This window comes from Aestuariivita boseongensis, assembly GCF_001262635.1.
Lineage (GTDB): Bacteria > Pseudomonadota > Alphaproteobacteria > Rhodobacterales > Rhodobacteraceae > Aestuariivita > Aestuariivita boseongensis.
In genome coordinates this window covers 46,119-70,800 of sequence record NZ_JXYH01000016.1, presented here as the reverse complement: position 1 = coordinate 70,800, position 24,682 = coordinate 46,119, and the positions used below count along the sequence as shown (strand labels likewise).

29 protein-coding genes are annotated in these 24,682 nt (G+C 62.1%); 16 read left to right on the top strand and 13 right to left on the bottom strand.

Translation table 11 applies throughout. From position 1 onward, the window contains the following. Together TR61_RS08745 and TR61_RS08740 are read right to left on the bottom strand one after the other, a co-directional pair. The coding region (locus TR61_RS08745) for an ABC transporter permease (RefSeq protein WP_050929594.1) at window positions 1–2,150 on the bottom strand (2,150 nt) is incomplete at its 3' end. Continuing rightward, window positions 2,147–2,842, bottom strand: a complete 696-nt coding sequence (locus TR61_RS08740; protein WP_050929593.1) for an ABC transporter ATP-binding protein — start codon at window positions 2,840–2,842, stop codon at window positions 2,147–2,149. The genes TR61_RS08745 and TR61_RS08740, both read right to left, overlap by 4 nt. A 50-nt stretch (window positions 2,843–2,892) precedes the next feature. Between TR61_RS08740 and TR61_RS08735 the strand changes: the two genes are divergently transcribed. Both TR61_RS08735 and TR61_RS08730 read left to right on the top strand, forming a co-directional pair. Next, window positions 2,893–3,534: an arylesterase gene (locus TR61_RS08735; protein WP_050929592.1), complete on the top strand. Its 642-nt coding sequence runs from the start codon at window positions 2,893–2,895 to the stop codon at window positions 3,532–3,534. Between the two features lie 177 nt (window positions 3,535–3,711). Then, the gene (locus tag TR61_RS08730; RefSeq protein ID WP_216595375.1) at window positions 3,712–3,891 is read left to right on the top strand and encodes a hypothetical protein; all 180 of its coding nucleotides are present in this window, start codon (window positions 3,712–3,714) and stop codon (window positions 3,889–3,891) included. On the opposite strand, the gene TR61_RS08725 is transcribed toward TR61_RS08730, so the two are convergent. The 4 genes from TR61_RS08725 to TR61_RS08710 form a co-directional block, all read right to left on the bottom strand. Further along, window positions 3,888–4,451, bottom strand: coding sequence for a L,D-transpeptidase (locus TR61_RS08725; RefSeq protein ID WP_050929590.1), 564 nt, complete (start codon window positions 4,449–4,451; stop codon window positions 3,888–3,890). The genes TR61_RS08730 and TR61_RS08725 overlap by 4 nt on opposite strands. A gap of 63 nt (window positions 4,452–4,514) precedes the next feature. Beyond that, window positions 4,515–4,880: a hypothetical protein gene (locus TR61_RS08720; protein WP_050929589.1), complete on the bottom strand. Its 366-nt coding sequence runs from the start codon at window positions 4,878–4,880 to the stop codon at window positions 4,515–4,517. 130 nt (window positions 4,881–5,010) lie between these two features. Continuing rightward, on the bottom strand, window positions 5,011–5,217 hold the full coding sequence (locus TR61_RS08715; RefSeq protein ID WP_050929588.1) for a cold-shock protein: 207 nt from the start codon (window positions 5,215–5,217) through the stop codon (window positions 5,011–5,013). Between the two features lie 245 nt (window positions 5,218–5,462). Next, window positions 5,463–5,669, bottom strand: a complete 207-nt coding sequence (locus TR61_RS08710; RefSeq protein WP_050929587.1) for a cold-shock protein — start codon at window positions 5,667–5,669, stop codon at window positions 5,463–5,465. Window positions 5,670–5,948: 279 nt separating this feature from the next. Between TR61_RS08710 and TR61_RS08705 the strand changes: the two genes are divergently transcribed. Further along, a complete protein-coding gene (locus tag TR61_RS08705) occupies window positions 5,949–6,449 on the top strand; it encodes an REP-associated tyrosine transposase (protein ID WP_342669420.1) in 501 nt (166 codons plus the stop codon). A gap of 65 nt (window positions 6,450–6,514) precedes the next feature. On the opposite strand, the gene ettA is transcribed toward TR61_RS08705, so the two are convergent. After that, a complete protein-coding gene (ettA, locus tag TR61_RS08700) occupies window positions 6,515–8,170 on the bottom strand; it encodes an energy-dependent translational throttle protein EttA (RefSeq protein WP_050929586.1) in 1,656 nt (551 codons plus the stop codon). 161 nt (window positions 8,171–8,331) lie between these two features. On the opposite strand from ettA, the gene TR61_RS08695 reads away from it, so the two are divergent. Both TR61_RS08695 and dacB read left to right on the top strand, forming a co-directional pair. After that, the gene (locus TR61_RS08695) at window positions 8,332–8,934 is read left to right on the top strand and encodes a nicotinate-nucleotide adenylyltransferase (RefSeq protein ID WP_050929585.1); all 603 of its coding nucleotides are present in this window, start codon (window positions 8,332–8,334) and stop codon (window positions 8,932–8,934) included. Window positions 8,935–9,006: 72 nt separating this feature from the next. After that, on the top strand, window positions 9,007–10,503 hold the full coding sequence (gene dacB, locus TR61_RS08690; RefSeq protein ID WP_050929584.1) for a D-alanyl-D-alanine carboxypeptidase/D-alanyl-D-alanine endopeptidase: 1,497 nt from the start codon (window positions 9,007–9,009) through the stop codon (window positions 10,501–10,503). 152 nt (window positions 10,504–10,655) lie between these two features. On the opposite strand, the gene TR61_RS08685 is transcribed toward dacB, so the two are convergent. Then, window positions 10,656–11,024 carry a tellurite resistance TerB family protein gene (locus TR61_RS08685; protein WP_425394204.1) on the bottom strand — a complete coding sequence of 123 codons (369 nt, stop codon included), beginning with the start codon at window positions 11,022–11,024 and terminating at the stop codon, window positions 10,656–10,658. 183 nt (window positions 11,025–11,207) lie between these two features. Here TR61_RS08685 and TR61_RS08680 point away from each other — a divergent pair, with 183 nt between their 5' ends. The 3 genes from TR61_RS08680 to TR61_RS08670 all read left to right on the top strand — a co-directional run bounded on the left by TR61_RS08680 (window position 11,208) and on the right by TR61_RS08670 (window position 15,752). Continuing rightward, the gene (locus TR61_RS08680) at window positions 11,208–12,785 is read left to right on the top strand and encodes a lysine--tRNA ligase (RefSeq protein ID WP_050929582.1); all 1,578 of its coding nucleotides are present in this window, start codon (window positions 11,208–11,210) and stop codon (window positions 12,783–12,785) included. 84 nt (window positions 12,786–12,869) lie between these two features. Further along, complete coding sequence (locus TR61_RS08675) at window positions 12,870–13,280, top strand: DUF4864 domain-containing protein (protein WP_050929581.1); 411 nt, start codon at window positions 12,870–12,872, stop codon at window positions 13,278–13,280. 189 nt (window positions 13,281–13,469) lie between these two features. Continuing rightward, complete coding sequence (locus TR61_RS08670; RefSeq protein WP_050929580.1) at window positions 13,470–15,752, top strand: glycosyl hydrolase family 28-related protein; 2,283 nt, start codon at window positions 13,470–13,472, stop codon at window positions 15,750–15,752. Here TR61_RS08670 and TR61_RS08665 read toward each other — a convergent pair. Genes TR61_RS08665 through TR61_RS08655 form a run of 3 tightly spaced genes read right to left on the bottom strand, consistent with a single transcriptional unit; the run spans window position 15,749 to window position 16,972 of the window. Beyond that, window positions 15,749–16,228: a HugZ family pyridoxamine 5'-phosphate oxidase gene (locus TR61_RS08665; protein ID WP_050929579.1), complete on the bottom strand. Its 480-nt coding sequence runs from the start codon at window positions 16,226–16,228 to the stop codon at window positions 15,749–15,751. The two genes, TR61_RS08670 and TR61_RS08665, sit on opposite strands and share 4 nt — an antisense overlap. 40 nt (window positions 16,229–16,268) lie before the next feature. After that, the gene (locus tag TR61_RS08660; protein WP_050929578.1) at window positions 16,269–16,730 is read right to left on the bottom strand and encodes a hypothetical protein; all 462 of its coding nucleotides are present in this window, start codon (window positions 16,728–16,730) and stop codon (window positions 16,269–16,271) included. 29 nt (window positions 16,731–16,759) lie between these two features. Next, window positions 16,760–16,972: a hypothetical protein gene (locus TR61_RS08655; RefSeq protein WP_172676954.1), complete on the bottom strand. Its 213-nt coding sequence runs from the start codon at window positions 16,970–16,972 to the stop codon at window positions 16,760–16,762. 87 nt (window positions 16,973–17,059) lie between these two features. Here TR61_RS08655 and parA point away from each other — a divergent pair, with 87 nt between their 5' ends. The 4 genes from parA to TR61_RS08635 all read left to right on the top strand — a co-directional run bounded on the left by parA (window position 17,060) and on the right by TR61_RS08635 (window position 19,768). Further along, a complete protein-coding gene (parA, locus tag TR61_RS08650; RefSeq protein WP_050929576.1) occupies window positions 17,060–17,692 on the top strand; it encodes a ParA family partition ATPase in 633 nt (210 codons plus the stop codon). A gap of 112 nt (window positions 17,693–17,804) precedes the next feature. After that, window positions 17,805–18,293: a DUF427 domain-containing protein gene (locus TR61_RS08645; RefSeq protein WP_050929601.1), complete on the top strand. Its 489-nt coding sequence runs from the start codon at window positions 17,805–17,807 to the stop codon at window positions 18,291–18,293. Window positions 18,294–18,370: 77 nt separating this feature from the next. Then, window positions 18,371–18,778, top strand: coding sequence for a universal stress protein (locus TR61_RS08640; RefSeq protein WP_050929575.1), 408 nt, complete (start codon window positions 18,371–18,373; stop codon window positions 18,776–18,778). Window positions 18,779–19,420: 642 nt separating this feature from the next. Continuing rightward, window positions 19,421–19,768: a hypothetical protein gene (locus TR61_RS08635; RefSeq protein ID WP_157440865.1), complete on the top strand. Its 348-nt coding sequence runs from the start codon at window positions 19,421–19,423 to the stop codon at window positions 19,766–19,768. On the opposite strand, the gene TR61_RS08630 is transcribed toward TR61_RS08635, so the two are convergent. Further along, on the bottom strand, window positions 19,765–20,190 hold the full coding sequence (locus TR61_RS08630) for a hypothetical protein (protein ID WP_050929573.1): 426 nt from the start codon (window positions 20,188–20,190) through the stop codon (window positions 19,765–19,767). The two genes, TR61_RS08635 and TR61_RS08630, sit on opposite strands and share 4 nt — an antisense overlap. Before the next feature lie 96 nt (window positions 20,191–20,286). Between TR61_RS08630 and TR61_RS08625 the strand changes: the two genes are divergently transcribed. Both TR61_RS08625 and TR61_RS08620 read left to right on the top strand, forming a co-directional pair. Continuing rightward, entirely contained in the window at window positions 20,287–20,565 is a 279-nt protein-coding gene (locus TR61_RS08625; protein ID WP_245626851.1) for a DUF5665 domain-containing protein, read from the top strand. A 52-nt stretch (window positions 20,566–20,617) separates the two neighbouring features. Next, window positions 20,618–20,935, top strand: a complete 318-nt coding sequence (locus TR61_RS08620) for an antibiotic biosynthesis monooxygenase family protein (protein WP_050929571.1) — start codon at window positions 20,618–20,620, stop codon at window positions 20,933–20,935. Between the two features lie 322 nt (window positions 20,936–21,257). Here TR61_RS08620 and uvrB read toward each other — a convergent pair whose 3' ends face one another. Then, the gene (uvrB, locus tag TR61_RS08615) at window positions 21,258–23,435 is read right to left on the bottom strand and encodes an excinuclease ABC subunit UvrB (RefSeq protein WP_050929570.1); all 2,178 of its coding nucleotides are present in this window, start codon (window positions 23,433–23,435) and stop codon (window positions 21,258–21,260) included. Between the two features lie 436 nt (window positions 23,436–23,871). Between uvrB and TR61_RS08610 the strand changes: the two genes are divergently transcribed. Further along, window positions 23,872–24,183: an ETC complex I subunit gene (locus tag TR61_RS08610; protein WP_050929569.1), complete on the top strand. Its 312-nt coding sequence runs from the start codon at window positions 23,872–23,874 to the stop codon at window positions 24,181–24,183. Between the two features lie 111 nt (window positions 24,184–24,294). Continuing rightward, complete coding sequence (locus tag TR61_RS08605; protein ID WP_082181897.1) at window positions 24,295–24,681, top strand: GNAT family N-acetyltransferase; 387 nt, start codon at window positions 24,295–24,297, stop codon at window positions 24,679–24,681. Window position 24,682: the final 1 nt, after the last annotated feature.

Sequence of the window (24,682 nt, the reverse complement as noted above, 5' to 3'; positions counted from 1 at the left end):
GCGGCCGCCAGCCCCGCCAGCAGATCGGTGACCTGATCAATCGCGTCGCGTACGCGGATGGCGGTGATGTTGGGGAACTGGCCGGCGAGGTCGCGGAGGATCTGCGCCTCGGCCGCGTCTTCGGCATAGACGGTCGAGATGAAACTGTGCGGCGCGCCCGCCAGGGCCGAGGGGTTCATCGACATGATGAATCCGATCCCGGCGTTTGAAAAATCGACCTCGCGCAGGGATGTGATTTCGGCGGTGATATCGCGGCCCAGAATGTTCACGGTCAGCATGTCGCCGATGCCAATGCCCATTTCCTCGGCCTCTTCCGCGGCGAAGCTGATCTGTGGCGGGCCCTGATAATCGCGGGGCCACCATTCCCCTGCGGTGATCGAGGTGTTGTCGGGCAGGTCCTCGGAATAGGTTACGCCGCGGTCGCCTTCCAGCACCCAATGGCCGCCCGCGACCTCGCGCGCGGGGCGGTCGTTGATGCGGGTGATGATGCCGCGCAGCATGGGCGCGCTGTCAACGCGGGACACGGCCGGGTCGTTTTCCAGCCGTTCGGTAAAGCCCGGCATCTGGTCGCGCTGGATATCGACGAAGAAATAGGACGGCGCCACTTCGGGCAGATCGCCCGAGATGGCGTTGCGCAGGTTGCCGTCGATCTGACCCACGGCGGCCAGCACCGACAGGCCCAGCCCCAGCGACAGCACGACGGACGCCGCGCCCTCGCGCGGTCCGCTGATCGCGCCAAGCGCCCAGCGCAGGGCCGGGCGGCCCCGCGCGGCGCGGCCCAGACGGCGGGCGAGGAAGCGGATGGCGATGGCCGAAAGCGCCAGCAGCATCAGCGAACCGGCAATGCCCCCCGCCGTCCAGAGGGTGAGCGTCATCGCCTGACTGAACCAGCCCGCCAGCCCGATCAGCGCACCCAGACCAAGGGCCGTGGCCAGCAGGTACCGGAAAGGCGGCAAGAGTTTCGCGGTGGAGAGCGCGTCGCGGAAAAGAGTGGCGGCGCGCACCTCTTCCGTCCGGGCCAGGGGCCAGAGGGTGAAGATCAGCGCGGTCAGCAGGCCATAGATCGCGGCCTCCATCAGCGGGGCGGGATAGATGGCGAAGGCGGCGGGGATGGGCAGGCGGGCTTCGATCACCGGGGACAGTAGCAGCGGAATGATCGCGCCAAGGATCAGGCCGATAGCGATGCCCGCCAGCGACAGAAGGCCGATCTGCAGGAAATAGGTCTGGAAGATCGTCGCGCGATCCGCCCCCAGCGTGCGCAGCGTGGCAATCACGGACGTCTTGCGCGCCAGATAGGCCCGCACAGCGGCCGAAACGCCCACACCCCCCACGGCAAGCCCCGACAGGCCCACCAGCACCAGAAACGCGCCCAGCCGATCCACGAATTCGGCAATGCCCGGCGCGCCGTTGCGCGCATCGGACCAGCGCAGCCCGCTGTCTTCGAACTGGTTGCGCGCCTCACTGGCGATGGCGGCAAGGTCGGTGTCGTCGGGCAGATCGAGGCGGTATTGCGTGGAAAAGAGCGTGCCGGGCTCCAAAAGGCCGGAGGAGGCCAGCGCCTCGGTGCGAACGATGGTGCGGGGGCCAAGGCCGAAGCCGCCAGCGGATGTATCGGGCTCCCGCGTGATTTCGGCCATCAGGATGAAATCCTGCGTGCCAAGCTGGAAGGTCTGGCCGATCTCCATCCCCAGCCGGTCGATCAGCACGCGTTCCATGACAGCGCCGGGCAGGCCGTTCTGCCCTTCCATGGCGGTGTCGAAGGGCATCTCCGGCTCAAGCCCGACAGCGCCGATCAGCGGATAGGCGTCATCGACCGATTTCACCTGTGTCAGTCCGCGTTCGGGGCCGTCCGGTCCGTCGACCACGGCCATGGAGCGGAAATCGGTAACTTCGGACACGGAGGAGGCGTTGGCCTCCATCCAGGCACGCTCGGCGTCAGAGGCGAAGCGATAGGTAAACTCCATCTGCGCGTCGCCGCCCAGAAGGGCTGCGCCTTCGCGGGCAAGCCCCGCCTCGATCGAGGCGCGGACGGTGCCCACGGCGGCGATGGCGGCCACGCCAAGGGCCAGACAGGCCAGGAAAATACGGAAACCCGACAGCCCGCCACGCAGCTCGCGACGGGCAAAGCGCGCGGCGATCTTCAGGCTCATTCAGCGGCCTCTTGCTGGGCGGCCTGATCGATGCGCCCGTCACGCAGGCGGATCACGCGGTCGCAGCGCTGGGCCAGCTCGCGGGAATGGGTGACCAGTACCAGCGTCGCCCCGTGCCGGTCGCGCAGGCCGAACAGCAGGTCCATGATCGCCTGGCCGTTGGTGGCGTCGAGATTGCCGGTAGGTTCATCCGCCAGCAGGATATCGGGGCGCGGCGCCGATGCGCGGGCCAGCGCCACGCGCTGCTGTTCGCCGCCGGACATCTGGGTGGGGTAATGGCCCGCGCGGTGGGCCAGGCCCACGGCCTCCAGCTCGGCCTCGGCCCGGTCGAAGGCGTCTTTGTGGCCTGCGAGTTCGAGGGGCGTTGCCACGTTTTCCAGCGCGGTCATGGTGGGGATCAGGTGGAAGGACTGGAACACCACGCCCATGTGATCGCGGCGGAACCGCGCGAGCGCGTCTTCGTCCATCGCGGTCAGGTCGCGGCCCAGGGCGGTGATGGTACCGCCTGTCGCACGCTCCAACCCGCCCATCAGCATCAGAAGCGACGACTTGCCCGACCCCGACGGCCCGATCAGCCCCAGCGTGTCGCCTTGCGCCACGTCCAGCGTGATTGCATGCAGGATGTCGACACGCCCGGCATTGCCATCCAGCGACAAAGACGCATCTTTAAGCGAGAGTACAGGTTCAGCCATGAAACCCCTGTCGGTTGAACAATACCTTTGGATATGGAGCGGGTGAGCACATGCGCAAGGCATGGATTTTGATTGTTTTCCTGATGTCCGCCATGGCCGCGCGGGCCGAGACGGTGACGATTGCGGCGCTGGGCGACAGCCTGACCCAGGGCTATGGTCTGGTTGAGGAGGACGGGTTCGTTCCCCAGTTGCAACGCTGGCTGGCGGGGCAGGGCGCGGATGTGCGGCTGATCAATGCGGGCGTGTCGGGGGATACGACTGCGGGGGGGGCTGCGCGGGTTGCCTGGACGCTGACGCCCGACGTCGATGCGATGATCGTGGCGCTGGGGGGCAATGACCTGCTGCGCGGCATCGACCCGGTGGTGAGCCGCGCCAATATCGAGGCGATCCTGCGGGAGGCGCAGGCGCGGGATGTCGATGTTCTGCTGGTGGGGATGGAAGCGCCGGGCAATTACGGGGCCGATTTCAAGGCCCAGTTCGATGCGATCTATCCCGACCTGTCGGCAACTTATGACACGCTGTACCTGGAGAGTTTCTTTGCCGGTTTCGGTGAGGCCGCCGAAGATCCCGCCCGGCTGCGCGATGTAATGCAGGGCGACGGGATCCATCCCAATGCCAAGGGTGTGGCGCAGATCGTCGAAGGGATCGGGCCGAAAGTGCTGGATCTGATCGCGCGGGCCGGGGCGGGATAAGGGGCGTTTTCGACTCGGATCGGGGCGTGATCACCAAAAGTTGAACGGGTCTGCTGCGCGGTTTTGCGCGTCAGCGTCGTGTGAGGCGGCGAATTCGCGCCCTTCAAGTGGACATTTCCCCGACGCAACCCATCTTCCCCTCCACAGGAAAAGAAGGTTCATCACACGATGTCGCGCATGGAAAATCTGGACACCGAAATCGAGCTGCAGAAGGCCCAGCTGCGGGCGCAGAAATCGGCCGAAGGCGGAATGACTGAGGACGATCTTTACATGAAGGGCGCGAAGCTGGCGCAGATGTTCTGCATCGCCTTTGCTTTCGCGCTTCCCAGTCTGCTTTTGTGGCGCGTGGTGTTTTAAAGCACCGTCACTTTGGTTCCCACAGGCACCCGGTCATAGAGATCGGTCACATGCTCGTTCAGCATGCGGATACAGCCGTTTGAAACCGAACTTCCGATGGTCTGCGGCGCATTGGTGCCGTGGATGCGGAAATAGGTGTCGATACCGTTCTGAAAGAGATAAAGCGCCCGTGCGCCCAAAGGGTTATTCGGCCCGCCCGGCATGATGTAGTCATTGTCGATGAACTGGGTATAGCGGTGGGGTTCACGTTCGATCATCTCGTTCGTGGGGCGCCAGGTGGGCCATTCTTTCTTGCGGTCGATCGTGGCGGAGCCGGTGAATTCCAGCCCCGCGCGGCCCACACCCACGCCATAGCGGATCGCCTTGCGCGGTTCGGTCACCCAATAGAGGTAATAAGAGCGCGGCAGCACCAGAATCTCGCCCGGGAGGAAATCTTTCTTGATGCGCACTTCCTGCGGCGTGGGATCGAAGACGTATTCTTCGGCTTCAACAAGGTTGGGCAGGGTCAGCGCAGCGGTGGATGCGGCGGTGGTTATCAGAAAATGGCGACGGGTCAGCATGGCAGGCCTTTAATCAAACACGAATTACAGATGCAGATATTTTTCTCTTGGAAGAGTAAAAAATCAATGGCCGCCGCGCCTTGGCCACAACGCTGTTGCAAATAGGGCAGAGGCAAGCGCGCAGGTGGCGATCCAGCCGAAATACCACATCTGCCCGGCCAGCGCGTCTTCCGCATATGAGGCCGCGAACCGCGCCTTGCCAAGTGTCGCTGCGGCGAATGCCGCGCCCGTCCCCAAAAGCACCATCGCGATGCGCCAAGAGGCAGGCCATCGGCTGAGAAGCGCGGCCAGGATCAGGCCAAGTGGCAGGCCGATCAGGATCACGGTCTGCGCCCACCAGGGATGAGCGCCCAGGTTTTGGGTCAGGTTCAGGGCAAGGGCCAGCAGGGCCAGGGCGGCGGGGGCGATCAGCGCGGGCAGATATCTCATGCCCGCAAGCTGGGCCGTGGGGTGAGGATTTGCGAGACCTGTCGCGGCAATGTGAGGGGTTGAAACATGATCGCGCAAAAAAAACGGCCCCTGATACAGGGGCCGTTCCGTTCAAGCGATGACGTGGCGCTTAGGCCAGTTCCAGGTTCACCGCGCTTTGGCGACCGTCGCGGCCTTCCTGCAGCTCAAAGGTGACTTTCTGGTCATCGGCGAGGCCGGTCAGACCCGAGCGTTCAACGGCAGAGATATGGACAAAAACGTCCTTGCCGCCCCCGTCAGGTGCAATGAAGCCGTAGCCTTTGGTGGTGTTGAACCATTTCACGGTGCCAGTGGCCATTTCCGTGTTCTCCTTACTGTGTCCCGTTCGCGGAAGTGCAACGGTGTGGCGGTGGTTGTCTAAAATCGAAGACTGACCGCCGTGTAGGAGACAGGTCGAAGTAGATAACGTAGCACGCTCAGATATGGGGCCGGGATGTAACAATTTCAAGTCAGGCATCCGCGATGCGCGAAGGATTGCCGAGTCTGAATTGCAAAACGGGCGGCCGCAGGATTGCCTGCAACCGCCCGTTAAGAAAGCGAAACTTATGCCAGCGCGAGATTGGTCGCGCTTTCGCGGCCGTCGCGGCCGGCTTCGACGTCAAAGGTCACTTTCTGGTCGTCGGCCAGACCGGTCAGGCCTGCGCGTTCGACGGCGGAAATATGGACGAAAACGTCCTTGCCGCCTGTTTCAGGTGCGATGAAGCCGAAGCCTTTGGTGGTGTTGAACCATTTTACGGTGCCGTTGGCCATATCCGTAGTCTCCTAAATAAACGCTGCCCGCGGAAGTGCGGCAGCCCGGCTGTGGTCGGTCTGGATCGATAGACTGAAGCCGGTGGAAGGGAGACAGTGGGTCGAAAAAGAAAAACGTAAGCTGCGGGCGCGTATGACAGGCTTGGGGGGATCTGGCAAGGGAAACGATGTGTTAAGCAGATTTGGGTAAGGCTGCGGGATGTCGGTGTATCTTCGTCCCCGTGTGCCAGGTGCGCGTGTGTTTTTTCGGTCTGTCTGGCGGATCGGCGGTCGTCCCTTTTGTTGGAGCATCTCGAGCTGTTGCGCGATGCGGTGCGTCAAGCCCGCAATGATCGCTCGTTTGCAATCGAGGCATGGGTTGTCCTGCCCGATCACATGCATGCGGTATGGACATTGCCCGAAGGGGATCACGATTATTCGGTGCGATGGAGCGCGATCAAATCGCGCTTTACGGCGGCTGTGTGTAGGGCGGGCTTCAGCCCGCCATTCACCTTGCCGATTGTTCAATCTGGCCGGTATGCCGGGCTGAAGCCCGGCCTACGGCAAGAAAAACGCGAACGCGGCATCTGGCAACGCAGGTTTTGGGAACATCACTGCCGGAGTGAGCGCGATCTGCAAAAACACATGCGCTATTGCTGGCTGAATCCTGTCAAACACGGATTAGTGGATCGCCCCGTGGATTGGATACCATCTTCGATCCATCGGGATATTCGCTTGGGGCGTGTTGACCCCGAATGGTCTGGAATTGATCCCGAAGGATATTTCGGAGAGGTGGCGTAGGGCGGGCTTCAGCCCGCCTTTGTCGCGGTGTGCCGGGCTGAAGCCCGGCCTACCGGTCATGCCAGTTACCGCACAAACTTCTTGTGCTTGATCCGTTTTGGCTCCAGCGCGTCGGGGCCAAGGCGGCGTTTCTTGTCTTCCTCGTAATCCTCGAAATTGCCTTCGAACCATTCCACATGGGCGTCGCCTTCAAAGGCCAGGATATGGGTGCAGATCCGGTCGAGGAAGAAGCGGTCGTGTGAGATCACCACCGCGCAGCCCGCGAAATCGACGAGGGCGTCTTCCAGCGCGCGCAGGGTTTCGACGTCCAGATCGTTGGTGGGTTCGTCCAGAAGCAGCACATTGCCGCCTTCCTTCAGAAGCCGCGCCATATGCACCCGGTTGCGTTCGCCGCCCGACAAAAGAGAGACCTTCTTCTGCTGGTCCCCGCCCTTGAAGTTGAAGGCCGAGCAATAGGCGCGCGAGTTCATCTGCGCATCGCCCAGCTGGATGATCTCGGCCCCGCCGGTGATCGCCTCCCACACGGTGTCATTGGCTTTGAGATCGTCGCGGGACTGGTCGACATAAGACAGCTGGACCGTATCACCATATTCGATCGTGCCGGCATCGGGCTTTTCCTGACCGGTCAGCATCTTGAACAGCGTGGATTTGCCCGCGCCGTTGGGGCCGATCACGCCCACGATGCCGCCGGGCGGCAGCGAGAAGCTGAGATCCTCAATCAGAAGCTTGTCGCCCATGGCTTTCTTCAGGCCGTTCACCTCGATCACCTTGCTGCCCAGACGCGGGCCGTTCGGGATGACGATCTGCGCGCGGGTGATCTTTTCGCGTTCGGATTGCTGGGCCAGATCGTTATAGGCGTTGATCCGCGCCTTTTGCTTGGCCTGGCGCGCCTTGGCGCCCTGACGGATCCATTCAAGCTCGCGTTCCAGGGTTTTCTGGCGGGATTTGTCCTCGCGCGCTTCCTGTTCCAGCCGTTTGGCCTTCTGTTCCAGCCACGAGGAGTAATTCCCCTCGTAAGGAATGCCGCGTCCGCGATCCAGTTCCAGGATCCAGCCGGTGATATCATCCAGGAAATACCGGTCGTGGGTGACGATCAGGATGGTGCCTTTGTAATCAATCAGGTGCTGTTGCAGCCAGGCGATGGTTTCGGCATCCAGGTGGTTCGTGGGTTCGTCCAGAAGCAGCATGTCGGGTGCTTCCAGCAGCAGCTTGCACAGCGCCACGCGGCGCTTTTCACCGCCCGAAAGGGTCGACACATCGGCGTCATCGGGCGGGCACCGCAGGGCTTCCATCGCCACATCGATCTGGCTGTCGAGATCCCAGAGGTTCTGGCTGTCGATCTCGTCCTGCAGGGCGGCCATTTCATCGGCCGTCTCATCCGAGTAATTCATCGCCAGTTCGTTGAAGCGATCCAGCTTGGCCTTTTTCTCGGCCACGCCCAGCATCACGTTGTCACGGACGTTGAGGCTCTCGTCCAGTTGCGGCTCCTGCGGGAGGTAGCCCACTTTCGCCCCTTCGGCGGCCCAGGCCTCGCCCGAGAAATCCTTGTCCAAACCCGCCATGATCTTCATCAGCGTGGATTTGCCCGCGCCGTTCACGCCCACCACGCCGATTTTCACGCCGGGCAGAAAATTCAGGTTGATGTTTTCAAACGTCTTTTTGCCACCGGGATATGTCTTGGAGACGCCGGACATGTGATAGACGTATTGATAGGCGGCCATGGAATGCTCCGTTCACGGGAAATCTGGTTTCGGGCCTAGATAGCGATTGCATCAAGGCTCGGCAATGGAGGCTTTGGCCGAACCGGAGCCACGCAGCGCCTTCTGGACGAAGAACGCAGGATGTGGGACACGGGCAGCCATACCAGCGCTGCGAGGCAGGGATGACATCAGGTGAACCCACAGCACGGCCGGGTCAGGTGATCGGGCTATTGGGCGGGTCGTTCGACCCCGCCCATGACGGGCATGCGCACATCACCCGCGAGGCGCTGAAGCGGTTTGGGCTGGATCGGGTGTGGTGGCTGGTCAGTCCGGGCAATCCGCTGAAAACCCGCGGTCCGGCGCCGCTGGATGATCGTCTGACCCGCGCGCGGCAGGTGATGGACCACCCACGCGTGAAAGTCACCGACATCGAATCGCGCCTTGGCACCCGGTACACGGCCGAAACCCTGCAGGCTTTGGCCAAACGATATCCCGGTGTGCGTTTCGTTTGGTTGATGGGCGCGGACAATCTTGCGCAGCTGCACCTGTGGCAGGACTGGCGCAGCATCGTGGAACAGGTGCCCATGGGGGTGATTGCGCGACCCGGCGACCGTATCTCGGCTCGGATGAGCCGGGCGGCACGCATCTATCGCTTTGCGCGGCTTTCGGGGCGTGCTGCGCGGTTGCTGGGCCGGGCGCAGGCGCCGGTCTGGTCATTTGTGAATGTGCCTATGGTGCCTCATTCTTCGACAGCAATTCGTGCGCGGGGAGATTGGACAGGCTGATTGCGCACTCAGGTGTGACAAGGCCGTTCGGGACGGTTGTTTCCAGGCTGAACCTGCGGTTAACTCCTGTTCATGGGACGGAGCATTTCGCGCAGATCGGTACTGACAGGACTGGTGGCCTTTGCCGGTGCCGGACCGGCTTTTGCCAATGCGCCGACTGTGTCGCTGCGCCCGCAGGCGCGCGTTGCAGGCGCAGCCAAGCGCGCGCTGGGCGGACCCGAGAGCCTGGTCGCCAATGCGGGGCTGTCCGGCAAGATCAGTTTTGCTGTGGCGGATGTGCGCACGGGCGTTGTGCTGGAAGGGGTGAACGCCACCACAGGCCAGCCGCCCGCGAGCGTGACCAAGGCGTTGACCGCGCTTTACGCGCTGGAGGCGCTGGGCCCGGAGCATCGGTTTCAGACGCGGATCATGGCGGATGGGCCGATCACCAACGGCGTGCTGCGGGGCGATCTGTACCTGGCGGGCGGGGCCGATCCGACGCTGGATACCGACGGTCTGGCCACGCTGGCCGCGCGGCTGAAAGAGGCCGGCGTGCGCGAGGTGACAGGCAAGTTCCGCGTCTATGACGGGGCGCTGCCTTTCGTGCGCAGCATTGATCCGGGCCAGCCCGATCACGTGGGATACAGCCCCGCCGTGGCGGGGATCGCGCTGAATTACAACCGGGTCTATTTCGAGTGGAAACGGGGGTCGAACGGCTATGCGCTGAGCATGGATGCGCGGACCGAGCGTTATCGCCCCGAGGTGCAGACCGCGCGGATGCGGCTGGCCGATCGCAGTCTGCCTGTCTACAGCTATCGCGAGCGCAACGGCGTCGACGAATGGTCGGTCGCGCGAAGGGCCTTGGGCCGGGATGGCGGGCGATGGTTGCCGGTGCGGTCGCCTGCGCTTTATGCCGGTGACGTGTTTCGCACGCTGGCGCGGTCTCAGGGGATCGCGCTGAAACAGGCTGAGGTGTCAAAATCCCTGCCTGCGGGGGCGCAGTCGATCGGGCAGGTTTTCAGCCAGCCTTTGCGGATCATCCTGCGCGACATGCTGAAATGGTCGACGAACCTGACTGCGGAAATGGTGGGGCTGGCGGCAACGCGGGCGCGGGGCGGATCGCCCAATTCGCTGCGCGCCTCGGGCCGCGCGATGAGCGATTGGGCGCGGGCGCGCTTCGGGATGCAATCGGTCGATCTGGTGGATCATTCCGGGCTTGGGGATGCCTCGCGCATGACAGCGCAGGAATTGGTCCAGGTGCTGGTGCAGGTGCGCAAGCGCGATGTGCTGCGCCCCATTCTGAAACCGATTGCCCTGCGCGATGAAAAGGGCCGGGTGTTGCGGAACCATCCGGTGAAGGTGGATGCGAAAACGGGGACGCTGAATTTCGTGTCGGGCCTTGGCGGATACATCACCACCGCCAAGGGCAAGGAACTGGCCTTTGCCATATTCAGCGCCGATACGGATATCCGGGCGCGTATCAAAAAACAGGATCGCGAGGTGCCGCAGGGCGCGCGGACGTGGAATGGCAAGGCCAAGCGTTTGCAGCAGGCGCTGATCATGCGGTGGGACCAGCTGTATGGCGGCTGAGTTCAATTGAGCGCCTTCGGCGCAGTCTTTTTGTTTTGTTGGGTATTTAGGGCCAGAAAGAAGCAGGGGTACGCCCTGATCTTCTTCTCTTTCCAAATACCGGCGGGGGAGGCCCCTTGGGGCCGGGGGCAGCGCCCCCAACACCGCAACCTCTACGTCAGGTGCCGCGCGCGGGCACCGCGTTCGATGCCGGCCGCATGGAGGCGGTCGATATTCAGCTCGTAGCGGATTTCTTCGAGAAGCCGCAGTTCGGATTCCTGCAGCGTGCCGTCAGCGGCAGCCACATCGCAGGCCAAGGCATAGGCGGTCTCGAACAGCCGTTCGGGGAGGTTTTCGCGGACAAGGCCGAACAGCGCATCAAGCCCGTCTTCCTGTTCGAAGAGATCGAAAACGGTTTGGGCCAGCCAGCTGATCCGGTCATCATCATAATCGGCGAAGATGGGCAGCAGGTTCACGGCGGACTGGATCTTGACCAGCTCGGCGGTGCGGATGTCCTCGTCAGAGACGGAGACGGCGATCATCACCGCGACCAGGCAGTCCTGCGCGCTGAGCGAGAGGGAGGAGGTGTCGTTGGGCACGGGGGAGGCATCCTTTGGGTGCATAACTGCTGTTAGGGTGGAGAATATTGACGCCACCCGTGCCGCACAATAGGGAGTGGCGGATCGCCGCGCGCCGATTGCGTGGCGGAGTTATGGAGAGCCCTGATGTCTCAACTGCGTGAAGCTGCATTCGCCTCGAAAGCCTGGCCCTTTGAAGAGGCGCGGCGGGTGCTCAAACGCTATGAAAAGGCGCCGCCCGAGAAGGGCTATGTGCTCTTTGAGACGGGCTACGGGCCGTCGGGGCTGCCGCATATCGGCACTTTTGGCGAAGTGGCGCGCACGACGATGATCAAGCGGGCGTTCGAGCTGATCTCGGACATTCCCACGAAGCTGATCTGCTTTTCCGACGATCTGGACGGGATGCGGAAGGTGCCGGGCAATGTGCCCAACCCCGAGATGCTGAAAGAGCATTTGCAGAAACCCCTGACATCGGTGCCGGACCCGTTCGGGGAGTTTGACAGTTTCGGCGGGCATAACAACGCCATGTTGCGGCGGTTTCTGGATACGTTTGGGTTCGAGTATGAGTTTATCTCGGCCACGGAATTTTATCGCTCGGGCCAGTTTGACGAGATCCTGCTGCGCGCGGCGGAGCGCTATGACGATATCATGAAGATCATGCTGAAGTCGCTTCGCGAGGAGCGTCAGCAGACCTATTCGATCTTCCTGCCACTGCATCCTGAAACGGGGCGGGTTCTGTATGTTCCGATGAAGGATGTGAATGCCAAGGACGGCACGATCACCTTTGACGATGAGGACGGGCGCGAGTGGACGCTGCCTGTCACCGGCGGTAATGTGAAGCTGCAGTGGAAGCCTGATTTCGGCGCGCGCTGGGCGGCGTTGGGTGTGGATTTCGAGATGTATGGCAAGGACCATTCCACCAATACGCCGATCTATGACGGGATTTGCCGGGTGCTGGGGGTAAGGCCGCCGGAGCATTTCACTTATGAGCTGTTTCTGGACGAGAACGGACAGAAGATTTCCAAGTCGTCGGGCAACGGGGTGAGCATTGATGAATGGCTGACCTATGCCTCGACCGAGAGTTTGTCGTATTTCATGTATCAGAAGCCCAAGACGGCTAAGCGGTTGTTTTTTGACGTGATTCCGAAGGCGGTGGATGAGTATCACCAGCAGCTGCGCGCTTATCCGACGCAGGATGAGAAGGGGCAGTTGAACAACCCGGTGTGGCATATTCACGGGGGCGATGTGCCCGAAAGCCGGATGCTGGTGCCGTTTGCGATGCTGTTGAATTTGGCGAGCGTGGCGGGGGCCGAGGACAAGGCAACGCTGTGGGGGTTCATTCAGCGCTATGCGCCGGATGCGTCGCCGGAGAACAATCCGGATATGGATGAGGCCGCCGGGTTTGCGGTGCGGTATTACAATGATTTTGTAAAGCCGACAAAGACTTACCGGTTGCCGACGGATCAGGAGCGTGCGGCGCTGGAAGAGCTTCGTGCGCAGCTGGCAGATTATGACGGACCGGTGGACGACGAGGCATTGCAATCGGTGGTCTATGCCGTGGGGCGGGATCGGTTTGACCCGCTGCGGGGCTGGTTCACGGCGCTTTATGAGGTGCTGCTGGGGGCGTCCCAGGGGCCGCGCTTTGGCGGGTTCATCGCGCTTTATGGCGTGGAGGAGACCATTGCCCTGATCGACAGCGCGCTGGCGGGTGATCTGGTCGATTAACCGGTTTGTACCGCCTGCGCGGGGTGAATTGACCGTTTTGTACAACGCTCTACCGTTAGCATCTGGTTAACGGGAGGCTTTGATATGGTGCGCATCTTTCTGAGTTTGATTCTGGCCTGGGGGCTGTGGAGCGCGGCACCCGCAGCGCAGGCGCAGGGCGCGGATATCGAGGCCACGATCGGTGCACAGCTGGAGGCGTTCAAGGCGGACGACTTTGACCAGGCCTTCACCTATGCCAGCCCGACGATCCAGGGCCTGTTCCAGACGCCCGAGAATTTCGGGCGGATGGTGCGGGGCGGATACCCGATGGTGTGGCGGCCGGCCGACGTGCAGTATCTGGAGCTGCGGGAAACAGCCGGGTTCCTGTTTCAGAAGGTCATGATCACCGATGCGGATGGCGCGATCCACGTACTGGAATATCAAATGGTCGAGCTAGACGGCGCGTGGAAGATCAATGGTGTGCGTATTCTGGCGAACCCGCCTGCCACGGCGTGATGGCCTCTGAGTGAGGGCCCAAGATTTTTCGAAAAATCTTGGGCGCATTTGGCCAGCGTACGGTGGTCCAAGCCGAGGTTAATCCCTTGTTGATATCCCCTTTTCCCTGCCGGGCGCGAGGTCTGGCAGATCAGGTTTTGGGCTGGGTGCCTGCCTGCGCGCGCAGGCAGGGCGCGGAAAGGGATATTCATGAACAAGGTGATCACCGATGGCGTGCAACTGATGCCGCCTGCGTTTTCAAATGGGCTGGATCAATGGTCGAGCGGCGATGGCACGCCGGGGTCGGATACCTATGACGGCGATCCCAACGCCGCGTTCGTGCCGGCGGATGCGGATTTCGGCGGCGCGCTGGAGATCCTGAAGACAGATGCCACGCAGAAACTGCGTTACTTGGGCGAAACGCCTCTGTTGCCGGGCTGTTACCTGCGGATCAGGGCGCGGGTGAAGGCGATCAGTGGCGCGCTGCCCTCGGTCCGGATTGCGGGTTGGGCTGGCGGCGCGGGTGGCGTGAATGTGCCCGGTGTCGTGCAGGTGGGTCCGACGGTGCCTTTGACCAGCTATGGCGATGTGGTGGAGGTCAGCGCCATCGTCGGCGTGGGCAATCGCGCGGGCGTTGATATGGTCTGGGGGCGTGCGGCGCTTTACGGGCATTTCGGGCTGGATCTGACCGGGGCGAATGGCGGTGTTGTCCGCATCGACGATGTCGAGATCGAGGATATCACCAGCGCCTTCCTGCGCACGATGATGAACTGGGTCGATGTGCGCGATTACGGAGCAGTGGGCGATGGCGTCACCGATGACAGCGCGGCCTTCGAGGCGGCGGATGTCGATGCGGCCGGGCGGCGCGTCATGGTGTCGGCGGGCACCTATTATCTGGGCGGCGATGTGACCATCGACAGCCGGGTGGAATTCGAAGGCACAGTCACCATGCCCGTGGACCGGATGCTGGTGCTGACCAAGGAATTCGATCTGCCCACCTATATCGACGCCTTTGGCGATGAGGAGCTGGCCTTCAAGAAGGCGTTTCAGGCTTTGCTGAACAATGCAGATCACGATTCGCTGGATATGGGCGGGCGGAATGTAAGGGTGACCGCGTCCATCGACATGCAGGCCGCGGTGCCTAATCGCGACAGCTTTGCCACGCGGCGTGTGATCCGCAATGGCCAGTTGGAGGCGGTGGGCGATGCGGCCTGGGATACCACCGTGGTGACATCGCTGGCGACTTATGATCCGGCGGCGGCGCGCACGCTGAGCGCGGTGCAGAACGTGGCCAATATCGAGATCGGGTCGTTGGTTGAGGGCAATGGCGTGGGGCGCGAGGTTTACGTGACCTCGACAAACGTGGCCCAACAGACGGTGACGTTGAACGCGCCCCTGTTCGATGCGGCGGGCACGCAGAGTTTCACCTTCCGGCGGTTCAAATACATCCTGGATTTCAGCGGCTTCAGCCAGCTGTCGAAATTCGTGCTGGAGGATGTCGAAATCCAGTGCCGCGAGGTGGCCTCGGGCATTCTGCTGGCGCCTTCGGGGCTGATCTTTCATGTGAAGGACTGCTTCATTTCGCGGGCGAGGGATCGCTGCATCACCTCGCACGGGAATGGCTGTCAGGGGATGCTGATCGACCGCTGCCAGTTCCTGTCGGCGGAAGACGCGCTGGATGTGCCCGATCGGGTGTCGATCGCGATGAATGCGGTGTCGAACGACCTGAAGATCCGCAACAACCGGGCGACCAAGTTCAAGCATTTCCTGGTGCTGGGTGGGTCGAACAACCTGATCATCGGCAATCACTTTTTCCAGGGCGATACGGTCGCCAATGGCATCAGGTCTCCGGGGATCATCATTGCGGGGAGTTATTGCAGCACGATCCTGACCGGGAATTACGTGGACAACGCTTTCATCGAATGGACGAATGAATATGACCCGACGCCGGATTTCACCGGGGGGTTTTCGTTCTCGGCACTGACGGTGGCGGACAATATCTTCCTGGTCAGCGGTGTGGCGCCCTGGTTCAGTTTCATTGTGGTGAAACCACATGGGGCGGGCCATTTCCTGAACGGGGTCAGCATCACCGGCAACAAGTTCCGCGCGGTGCAAGCGACGATTGACCGTGCCGAGCGGGTGGATACGTCATTCTCGGATCTGGATCGGAGCCGGTTCAAGGATGTGAATTTCAACGGCAACTCCTATAATCAGGTGACGGCGCAGGTGGCCAATCCTGCCTGGGTGACCCATTCAGAGGCTACGGCGGTTTCTGTCTGGACGGTCGATCCCAGCGCGGAGCTGCCGTTTCAAGGCTGGGCGAAGCGCGTGGATTCGGTGGTGGTGACCGGGAATTTGCGCAACGACAACAACGTGATCGAATGGGATTACCCCAATGTTTTCCCCGAAAGCGGGTCGGGCAGTGACCAGGTCGAGCTGCGCTGGCGGCGGGCGTTCCGGGGCGATGTGTCGATGGGTGTGCGGATCGATTAAAGCCCCAGATCGGCGGCTGTCAGGGTGAAAGCCTTGCCGAAGCCGCCGTTCAGAAAACCCGTGCTGATCTGGAAACGGGCAAAGAGGAAATCGGCAAAGCCGATATAGAGGCGCGATTTCGGGTGGCTTTCGAGCCACCCGTTTTGCATTGCGTCGAATTCGGGCGCGTTACGGGGGACCATCTGCGCGCGGGCCTGCAATGTCAGGCGCGGATGGGTGAGAGGGTCGCCTTTTGGCCCGGGCTCGCCCAGCAGGAGGGAACAGCGCGGGTCCTTGGCCAGAGCCTGCGTGTGCTGTGAAAGCTGCGAAATCAGGCTGACCGGGCCGCCATCCGGGGCCAGGCCAAGGGCGATGCGGGCGGTCATGGGCGCGCCTGTGTCGTCCAGCGTGGCGATGACGCAGAAGCGCGCCTGCGCCATCAGGCCGCGGGCCATGTCGCGGGCGGCGTCATCGGTGGGGCGGATGGGGTTGGTCATGGCCGCAGGGTAGGGCGCGTGCAGGGGCGCGGCAAGTCGGTCAGAAGCTGCGCCAGATGCCCGCACGCAGGCCGATGGCGCGGTAGGCGGCGTCCTTCGCCTCGACCCCGAAGACCAGATGCGCTCCGCGCCCGGTATCCCAGGCGAGAGAGCCGCGCAGGGTCAGCGTGTCGCTGCCGCCCTTGCGCTGACTGGTTTCCAGATCGACGAAGGTTTTCAGACGGTCCGTCAGGTGAAGCCCGAAGGTCGCGTCAAGCTTGAAGGTAGGGTCGTCCCACAGCGCGTGCTGTTCCACGGCGGTGCTGAGCGTCCACCAGCCGGGTTTCCAGATCCGGGTGGAACGGCCCAGCGAAAAGCCGATCCGCGCCATGTTCCCCCATTTGAGCCCGCGCCGGGACGCGCCAAGGCCCAGCGTTGCGGCCAGTTTCAGCTTGCGGTCGGGGGACAGGAGCGCGCGGCGGACGAAGATATAGGCGTGGGTGTAATCGTAAAGGTTGTCCATCGCGTCGACGCCAAGCGTATAGCGATCGGTCAGCCCGTATTCGGCGTAAAGCCCGCATCGCCTTCGGCAAGCCGGGTTTCGTGGTCATAGCGATAGGTCCCCGTGGCAGCGATGAACACCTGCCCCTTTTCGCGCGGCCATGGGTTTGCGCCTGCGGGTAAGGTGCCCAGCAGGAAGGACAGACAGCAAAGAAAGAGGCCCGGCCAATTCATGGCCGAGCAATCGTCGATTTTGGTTAACAACTGCTTATCGCCGCAACGTCGCGAAATTCCCCGCTGGAAGGCTGGGGGCGGTTGCTGTATGCTGCACTGCAGCAAAAGAGGTGAGCTATGGGTTATGTCATCGCAATCGCGCAGCAGAAAGGCGGGTCGGGGAAGACCACGCTGGCTGTAAACCTGGCCGTTGCATTCGCACGTGCGGGCAAATCCGTGGCGCTGATGGACACCGATCCGCAGGGCAGCGCGGGCCGGTGGTTCATGACGCGGCTGGAGGACACGGAAGATCCGGGGATCGAATTTTCCACCGCCTCGGCCTGGGGCGTGACCTATGAATGCCGCAAGCTGGCCAAGGCCCATGACATCGTGATTATCGACACGCCGCCCAAGGCGGACAGCGATTTGCGGCCCGCGCTGCGGGCGGCGGATCTGGTTCTGGTGCCGGTGGCGACCTCGCATCTGGATCTGTGGGCAGTTGAAGTGGTGCTGTACCTGGCCGACCGCGAAGACAAGCCCGCGATGATCGTGATGACCCGCAATCGCGCCGGCACGCGGCTGGCGGCGGATGTGGCGCAGAAGGCGGCGGAGCTGTCTGCGGAAGTGGCTGAAACGCCTTTGGCCAACCGGGTTGTCTATGCCGAAACGCTGGGCAAGGGCCGCGCTGCGATTGAGGCGCCGAAGGGCCCTGCGCACACAGAAGTCACGCAACTTTTGGCCGAAATTGAAAAGGCTCTTGCCGCGTTGTAGATCGTTTGATCTACCTCTGGTTGTTGCGGTCGATCTTTATCCTTGAAAAACGAGTCTTAGAGTTATGTTTTTTCACAGGGTGCAACATCGATCCGGCGTTCTGGGAGGGACGATGACGGCAAGTGACCATTTCGGGTTGAAGCCCGAGAACGTTGAGGAATACCCCAGACCCCCGCGTCTGGAACCGGTCAGGGAGAAGCTGCGGATTGAATTCGCCGGGTCGGTGGTGGCAGAAACCACGCGGGGACTGCGCGCGATCGAGACGTTTCACGCCCCCACCTATTATTTCCCCAAAGATGACATCCTGTCCGATCTGCGCCCTGCCGCCGGCCGCACGTTTTGCGAATGGAAAGGCGTGGCGCAGTATTTCGATGTGATCGTCGGCGATCACGTGGCCGAAGCCGCCGCCTGGACCTATGACAAGCCCAGTCTCAGCTTCAAGCCGCTGGCGGGCTATCTGTCCTTTTACGCCGGAAAGATGGGCGCCTGTTACGTTGGCAACGTACGCGTCATCCCGCAGCCGGGCGATTTTTACGGTGGCTGGGTGACGCCAAACCTGGAAGGCAGGATCAAGGGCGCACCCGGCACGCGCCATTGGTAGTCCCGGCTGACGTGGATCAAGGCCGCGGCCTGCGTTTCGTGCGAACATCTTCCCATGGCAAAAAGGAAGGATAATCCATGTATCACAATATTCTGGTCCCGATTTCTTTTGACGAAGAACGCGATGTGGGTGGCCCGCTGAAGCTGGCCAGACTGCTGGCCAACGACGGGGCGAAAATCACCCTGTTGCATGTGGTGGAACATGTGCCCAGCTATGCCCTGACCTATATGCCGCCAGATTACCTGAAAGCGACCCGCGAAGGTATTCAGGCCGAGCTGGACAGGCTGGCCGAAACCGTGCCGGGCGCCAAAGGCGTTCTGATCGAGGGGCATTCCGGTCGCAGCATACTGGACTGGGCGCAGGAACATGAACCCGACCTGATCATTATCGCGTCGCACCGGCCCGGCATGCAGGATCTTCTGCTGGGTTCCACCGCGTCGCAAGTGGTGCGGCATGCGGCCTGCGCGGTGCATGTTGTGCGGTAAAATCATGGCGGCACCCCCGGGAATCGCGCCAGATTGCGACAACCGCGTGTCAAAGCGTGGCCGGAACGTGCCTGAGAGGGGGCGGAGTTGACCCTTCAGAGGTATAATTTGGGCAAAAGCCGCATGCTTGGCCGGGTTGCGGGCGGAGGCAGCTCTGTTTTTGACAATGAATTGCGATGACTGATGCAGGACGTCGCATTCTTCAAAAAAATTATATAGAAACAGATAGTTACCTAATTCCTTTTGGTTGCCTGAAGCGATTTAGCGTCATGTTTCCGCGCTGAGGCAGCTATCCCCAAGGTTGTACTCTGTGCATTTGGCGCAATTTTTTCTTTAATCAGTTTCGTACCATTCTTGTCATAATTTCGCCGGAATTCGTTGCCAGTGTGACGTTAACCGACCTTGGGGAAGGCAATTCCGTGCGGTCGTACCGAAAACCAATGACCATAACGAGTGTGCCTTTTGACCATGCCGACTCCCCGACATCAGTTTGCGCGTGAAGCCCAGATGACAGTTTCATCGCGGGATCATGAACAGGCAAAACGGCAGATCCCGTCCAGTTTTCCGCAGTTGAACATGCCCAAGACGGGCGGGAAGATCTTTTTTTGGAAGGCACAAAGCACGGTCACAGAAGGTCCCAGCATGTCCGATCGTCTTGACGCGATCGAGATTTCGGTGGCCCGGTTGCGCCAGAAACTCGCGACCCTGTGGGAGGAGGCGCAAGCGCCGTCCACTGCCGGGTCGCTGAAGCACATCTATGATGCCCTGGCCGAGCTGTTGCAGGCGATCGAGGATGAGTATGACATTCTGGGCGCGCTGCGGGACGAGTTGAACGAGGCACCGGCGCGGTTGCTGGCAAGCTGGCGCGTGACCGAACGCGAAATTCTGGCCACCGAAGCGCGGGCGCTGAAAGAGGATCTGGACACTCTGTTCCAGGCCGCGCGCCGGGCTCATGTGGATCTGGCTGGCGCCCTGATCGAGATGCGCTAAACCGCCGGATCGACGGAACAGCCGCGGAAAGCCGCAGTGGGGGCGGCCGCGCCGTTCAGCGGGATCGTCACCGCCTGATCATCAATCAGCGCCACGGCCCGGGTGTTCAGGGCCAAGCCATTCAGAACATTGCCAAATCCTGTATCCGTCACGGTTAAGCTGTGGCCCCCGTTGCCCAGCTGGTGGCGATTGGTGCTGATCGTCAGGCCTGCGGGCCCTTCGAAACGGATCGAGAAGACATCGGCCTGCGGCCAGGGGGTGTCCCGCGTCAGGGTGATGGTAAACAGCGGCTGCGTGGGATCATGGGTCAGCTGCACTTGCACTTCGGGCGCCTCATGGGTCAGCAGACAGGGCAGGCCGGGGGTGAATTCCCACGCGGCGGCGGGGCTTGTGAACAACAGAAAGGCAAGAATCGGGCGCATGCGGGGTGATCTAGCCTGCGCGCTGCGTCCGACCAGCGCCTTGTGCTGCGCAGCAGGGCGGGCATTATGGGGGCAGGTATCGCGGAAGGGGCCGGAGTGGCAGAGAAACTGGAAGACGAGGTCGCCGCCCTGCGGCGCGAGATGGAGCGGCTGAACAATCACCGCTTCATCCGCATTCACGACCGTCCGGTGCGCCTGCTGGCGTTCAACTTCGCGCGCGGTCTGGCCTTTGGGCTGGGCACGGTTCTGGGCGCGTCGCTGCTATTGTCGCTGGCGGCCTGGGCGCTGGCGCAGATCGACTTCATTCCGGTGATCGGCGAATGGGCCGCGACCATCGCCGCGGAAATCCAGGCCGTGGCCGAGGCCGACAAGTAACCCCGTCGCGGGATTTTCGTGCTAGACTGTCCTCCGACGAAGGAGGAGCCAGATGTTGCAGATCAATCCAGCCACTCAGGGTCAGACGGTGCTGACCACGTTCGAATGTTCGCCGGGCACCTGCGCGGATCTGTTGGATCGGTTGCAGGATGCCTATGCGGAATTTATCTCGCACCAGCCGGGGTTTATCGCCGCCGGGCTGCATGTGAACGACGCCCAGACGCGGATTGCCAATTACTCGCAATGGGCGCGGCGGGAGGATTTTCAGGCCATGCTGCGTTCGGACGAGATGCGCGCCCGCAACCGCGAGATCGCGGCGCTGTGCACCCGGTTCGAGCCGGTGATGTATGAGGTTGTGGGGGTGTTTTGAGGGGGGCGTCCAGGAAACGCTCTTGCGGAGCGTTTCAGCCGCAAACGGGCGGAGCCCGTCGGGTTCCTTCATTACGTGAGTGCAAGAAAACCGGAGTGGCGATCCGCTCCTGATCCCGAGATTACGTGTTCTTCCGATCCGCCCTGCCCGGGAGACAGCACGAAGTGCCCCGGGCCGCGCCCGACCTCTCCCAAGGGAGGGCGCGACGCGACGGTTACGTATGGAACTGACGGCGCAGGCAGATCCCGACGATAAATCGCGCCAGACAGGCGTGTTAGCGCCCACCCGAGGTCGGGCGCGGCCCTGCCGGTGCGAAGGACGGCTACCGTTTGCGCCGCTTCACATTCCCACCGCGCTGACCTGCCCGACCTGCCGTTGACCGCCCTGCGGATTTCACTGCAGCCTCCGACGCCGCCTCCACCGCCGATTGGCGCGCCAGCGGGTCGTCGGCCACGGCCAGATCCACAGCTTCCAGCCGTTTGATCTCGTCCCGCAGCCTTGCGGCTTCCTCGAATTCCAGGTTCTCGGCCGCCTTGCGCATATCCGTCCGCAACCCGTCCAGCACGGCCTGCAGGTTCGAGCCCTGCAGCGGCGTGTCGATCTTGGCCGTCACGCGGTTCATGTCCACGTCGCCCTGATAGAGGCCGGCCAGAACGTCCTCGACGTTTTTCTTCACCGTCGCAGGCGTGATCCCGTGTTCCTCGTTATACGCGATCTGCTTGGCGCGGCGGCGGTTGGTTTCGGCCAGCGCACGCTCCATCGAGCCGGTGATGCGGTCGGCATACATGATCACGCGGCCTTCGGCGTTCCGCGCGGCGCGGCCGATGGTTTGGACCAGCGATGTCTCGGATCGCAGGAAGCCTTCCTTGTCGGCATCCAGGATCGCCACCAGTCCGCATTCGGGAATGTCGAGCCCTTCGCGCAGAAGGTTGATGCCGATCAGCACATCGAAAGCGCCCAACCGCAAATCCCGAAGGATTTCAATGCGTTCCAGCGTGTCGATGTCGCTGTGCATATAGCGCACCTTGATGCCCTGTTCGTGCATGTATTCGGTCAGATCCTCGGCCATGCGCTTGGTCAGCGTGGTGACCAGCGTGCGGAAGCCTTGGGCGGTGACTTTGCGCACCTCGTCCAGCAGGTCGTCGACCTGCATGTCGACGGGGCGGATTTCGACCTCCGGATCCAGCAGGCCGGTGGGGCGGATGACCTGTTCGGTGAAGACGCCGCCGGTTTGCTCCAGCTCCCACGCGGCAGGGGTGGCTGAGACGAAGACGGATTGGGGGCGCATGGCGTCCCATTCCTCGAATTTCAGGGGGCGGTTGTCCATGCAGGAGGGCAGGCGGAACCCGTGTTCGGCCAGCGTGAACTTGCGGCGATAGTCGCCCCGGTACATGCCCCCGATCTGCGGGACCGAGACGTGGGATTCATCCGCAAAAACAATGGCATGGTCGGGAATGAATTCGAACAGCGTGGGGGGCGGTTCGCCGGGCGCGCGCCCCGTGAGATAGCGGGAGTAGTTTTCGATCCCGTTGCAGACGCCTGTAGCTTCCAGCATTTCCAGATCGAAATTGGTACGCTGTTCCAGCCGCTGCGCTTCCAGCAGTTTGCCTTCGCCCACCAATTGGTCCAGCCGCTGGCGCAGTTCCTTTTTGATGCCGATGATGGCCTGCTGCATCGTGGGTTTCGGCGTCACATAGTGGGAATTCGCATAGACGCGGATCTGGTCGAACGTATCGGTTTTCTCGCCGGTCAGCGGGTCGAATTCGGTGATGCTTTCCAGTTCTTCGCCGAAAAACGACAGTTTCCAGGCGCGGTCCTCCAGGTGGGCGGGGAAGATTTCCAGGCTGTCACCGCGCACGCGGAAGCTGCCGCGCTGGAAGGCCTGGTCGTTGCGGCGGTATTGCTGGGCGACCAGATCGGCCATGATCTGGCGCTGGTCATACATATGGCCAGCTTTCAGGTCTTGGGTCATCGCGCCATAGGTCTCGACCGACCCGATGCCGTAGATGCAGCTGACCGAGGCCACGATTATCACATCGTCCCGCTCCAGAAGCGCCCGCGTGGCCGAGTGGCGCATGCGGTCGATCTGTTCGTTGATCTGGCTTTCTTTTTCTATGTATGTGTCGGACCGGGGCACATAGGCTTCGGGCTGGTAGTAATCGTAATAGCTGACGAAGTATTCCACTGCGTTGTCGGGGAAGAAGCCTTTGAATTCGCCGTATAATTGGGCCGCCAGCGTCTTGTTCGGGGCCAGGATGATCGCCGGTCGTTGCGTTTCCTCGATCACCTTGGCCATGGTGAAGGTCTTGCCGGTTCCGGTGGCGCCCAGCAGCACCTGATCGCGTTCACCGGCCTTCACGCCGCTTGCCAATTCCTTGATCGCCGTGGGCTGGTCACCCGCGGGTTCGAACTCAGTGGCCATTCGGAAGGCGCGGCCGCCCTCCAGTTTTGGGCGGCTGCGCACGTCCGGGGCGGGGGCGTGCAAAATCGGGTCGGTCATGATCTGTGGCTCGGTCCTTGCTCTGACAGTCAAGTGTGGGGTCTTTGGGGAACAGTTCAAGGGTTTTGCCGGCCAGGCCGGGGAAATCGTGGGGGGCGGGGCAGACGGTGCCAATTTGTCGCACGTATTCAAAAACACCTATTTTTCATGCATTTGAGCAGCGGCTTTGAATTGAATTTGCCTAAGCGTACGAAAGGTAAGGAAAAACAGTGTGCGGATGGCGGATGCGTGGCTAACCTATGGTTGCAAGCAGCAGACTTGGCTGCCATGCGGATCGCACACACCCACCCCTCGCTCCCCGTGGTTCGCATGGCAGCCAAGGCTTGCGCAGGCCGCAATCCCCTTTGCTTTTCGCGCCCCCGTGACAAATCGTGCCTTGCTGCGCGCGCGGTGACGTTCCATAACATCGGCGGTGTGAATCTGCCGGAGAGCGACCATGCGTGCACGCATCTACAAGCCAGCGAAAACCGCCATGCAATCAGGTACGGCGAAGACGCGTGACTGGGTGTTGGAATTCGCGCAAAGCTCTGCCCGGGACGTGGATCCGCTGATGGGCTGGACGTCGTCTTCCGATACGCAGACGCAGGTCAAGCTGCGCTTTCCCAGCAAGGAAGCGGCGCTGGAATATGCGAAGTCCAAAGGCATCGAGGCGCAGGTGATCGAACCCAAGCCGCGCAAGGCCAATATCCGGCCGGGCGGCTATGGTGAAAACTTCGCAACCGGTCGCCGCGGTGCCTGGACTCATTGACCCGGGTGGCGTTCTGACGGGCGTAACGGGGTGAGCGACCGTTCTGCCCCTGTTTTGGTCAGCCTCGACGACGCCGATGTGCGCGCTGTCTTGTCCAGGCATTTTGCCCTGATGCGGTCTCAATCGCCTGCGGAAAGCTGCCATGTGATGGACGACGCGGATTTGCGTGCCGCGAACGCGCAGGTTTTGGGCGTGGGCGAGGACGGTATTCTTTTGGGCATTGTCGCCCTGACGCAGCTGGACCCGCATCACGGTGAGATCAAATCCATGCACACGGTCGAGGCGGCGCGCGGCAGGGGCGTGGGACGGCGGCTCTTGCGGCACCTGATTGATCTTGCGCGGGCGGAGGGGTTTCGACGCCTCAGTCTGGAGACCGGAAGTGCCGAGAGTTTCGCCGCCGCCCGCACGCTTTATCTGTCAGAGGGGTTTGTCGTCACACAGCCCTTTGCCGGCTATGTGAACGACCCTCTGAGTGTCTACATGACACGGGAGATCTGAG

Excerpts from the sequence above, each read along its gene's own strand:
- TR61_RS08735 (WP_050929592.1), top strand. The coding sequence starts at position 2,893 with ATGCGCAAGGCATGGATTTTGATTGTTTTCCTGATGTCCGCCATGGCC.
- TR61_RS08680 (WP_050929582.1), top strand. The coding sequence starts at position 11,208 with ATGTCTCAACTGCGTGAAGCTGCATTCGCCTCGAAAGCCTGGCCCTTT.
- TR61_RS08710 (WP_050929587.1), bottom strand. The coding sequence starts at position 5,669 with ATGGCCAACGGCACCGTAAAATGGTTCAACACCACCAAAGGCTTCGGC.
- parA (WP_050929576.1), top strand. The coding sequence starts at position 17,060 with ATGGGTTATGTCATCGCAATCGCGCAGCAGAAAGGCGGGTCGGGGAAG.
- TR61_RS08725 (WP_050929590.1), bottom strand. The coding sequence starts at position 4,451 with ATGCTGACCCGTCGCCATTTTCTGATAACCACCGCCGCATCCACCGCT.
- TR61_RS08740 (WP_050929593.1), bottom strand. The coding sequence starts at position 2,842 with ATGGCTGAACCTGTACTCTCGCTTAAAGATGCGTCTTTGTCGCTGGAT.
- TR61_RS08640 (WP_050929575.1), top strand. The coding sequence starts at position 18,371 with ATGTATCACAATATTCTGGTCCCGATTTCTTTTGACGAAGAACGCGAT.
- TR61_RS08685 (WP_425394204.1), bottom strand. The coding sequence starts at position 11,024 with ATGATCGCCGTCTCCGTCTCTGACGAGGACATCCGCACCGCCGAGCTG.
- TR61_RS08645 (WP_050929601.1), top strand. The coding sequence starts at position 17,805 with ATGACGGCAAGTGACCATTTCGGGTTGAAGCCCGAGAACGTTGAGGAA.
- TR61_RS08605 (WP_082181897.1), top strand. The coding sequence starts at position 24,295 with ATGCGGTCTCAATCGCCTGCGGAAAGCTGCCATGTGATGGACGACGCG.
- dacB (WP_050929584.1), top strand. The coding sequence starts at position 9,007 with ATGGGACGGAGCATTTCGCGCAGATCGGTACTGACAGGACTGGTGGCC.
- TR61_RS08720 (WP_050929589.1), bottom strand. The coding sequence starts at position 4,880 with ATGAGATATCTGCCCGCGCTGATCGCCCCCGCCGCCCTGGCCCTGCTG.
- TR61_RS08635 (WP_157440865.1), top strand. The coding sequence starts at position 19,421 with ATGTCCGATCGTCTTGACGCGATCGAGATTTCGGTGGCCCGGTTGCGC.
- ettA (WP_050929586.1), bottom strand. The coding sequence starts at position 8,170 with ATGGCCGCCTATCAATACGTCTATCACATGTCCGGCGTCTCCAAGACA.
- TR61_RS08660 (WP_050929578.1), bottom strand. The coding sequence starts at position 16,730 with ATGGACAACCTTTACGATTACACCCACGCCTATATCTTCGTCCGCCGC.
- TR61_RS08675 (WP_050929581.1), top strand. The coding sequence starts at position 12,870 with ATGGTGCGCATCTTTCTGAGTTTGATTCTGGCCTGGGGGCTGTGGAGC.
- TR61_RS08730 (WP_216595375.1), top strand. The coding sequence starts at position 3,712 with ATGGAAAATCTGGACACCGAAATCGAGCTGCAGAAGGCCCAGCTGCGG.
- TR61_RS08630 (WP_050929573.1), bottom strand. The coding sequence starts at position 20,190 with ATGCGCCCGATTCTTGCCTTTCTGTTGTTCACAAGCCCCGCCGCCGCG.
- TR61_RS08670 (WP_050929580.1), top strand. The coding sequence starts at position 13,470 with ATGAACAAGGTGATCACCGATGGCGTGCAACTGATGCCGCCTGCGTTT.
- TR61_RS08620 (WP_050929571.1), top strand. The coding sequence starts at position 20,618 with ATGTTGCAGATCAATCCAGCCACTCAGGGTCAGACGGTGCTGACCACG.
- uvrB (WP_050929570.1), bottom strand. The coding sequence starts at position 23,435 with ATGACCGACCCGATTTTGCACGCCCCCGCCCCGGACGTGCGCAGCCGC.
- TR61_RS08665 (WP_050929579.1), bottom strand. The coding sequence starts at position 16,228 with ATGACCAACCCCATCCGCCCCACCGATGACGCCGCCCGCGACATGGCC.
- TR61_RS08715 (WP_050929588.1), bottom strand. The coding sequence starts at position 5,217 with ATGGCCACTGGCACCGTGAAATGGTTCAACACCACCAAAGGCTACGGC.
- TR61_RS08610 (WP_050929569.1), top strand. The coding sequence starts at position 23,872 with ATGCGTGCACGCATCTACAAGCCAGCGAAAACCGCCATGCAATCAGGT.
- TR61_RS08695 (WP_050929585.1), top strand. The coding sequence starts at position 8,332 with ATGACATCAGGTGAACCCACAGCACGGCCGGGTCAGGTGATCGGGCTA.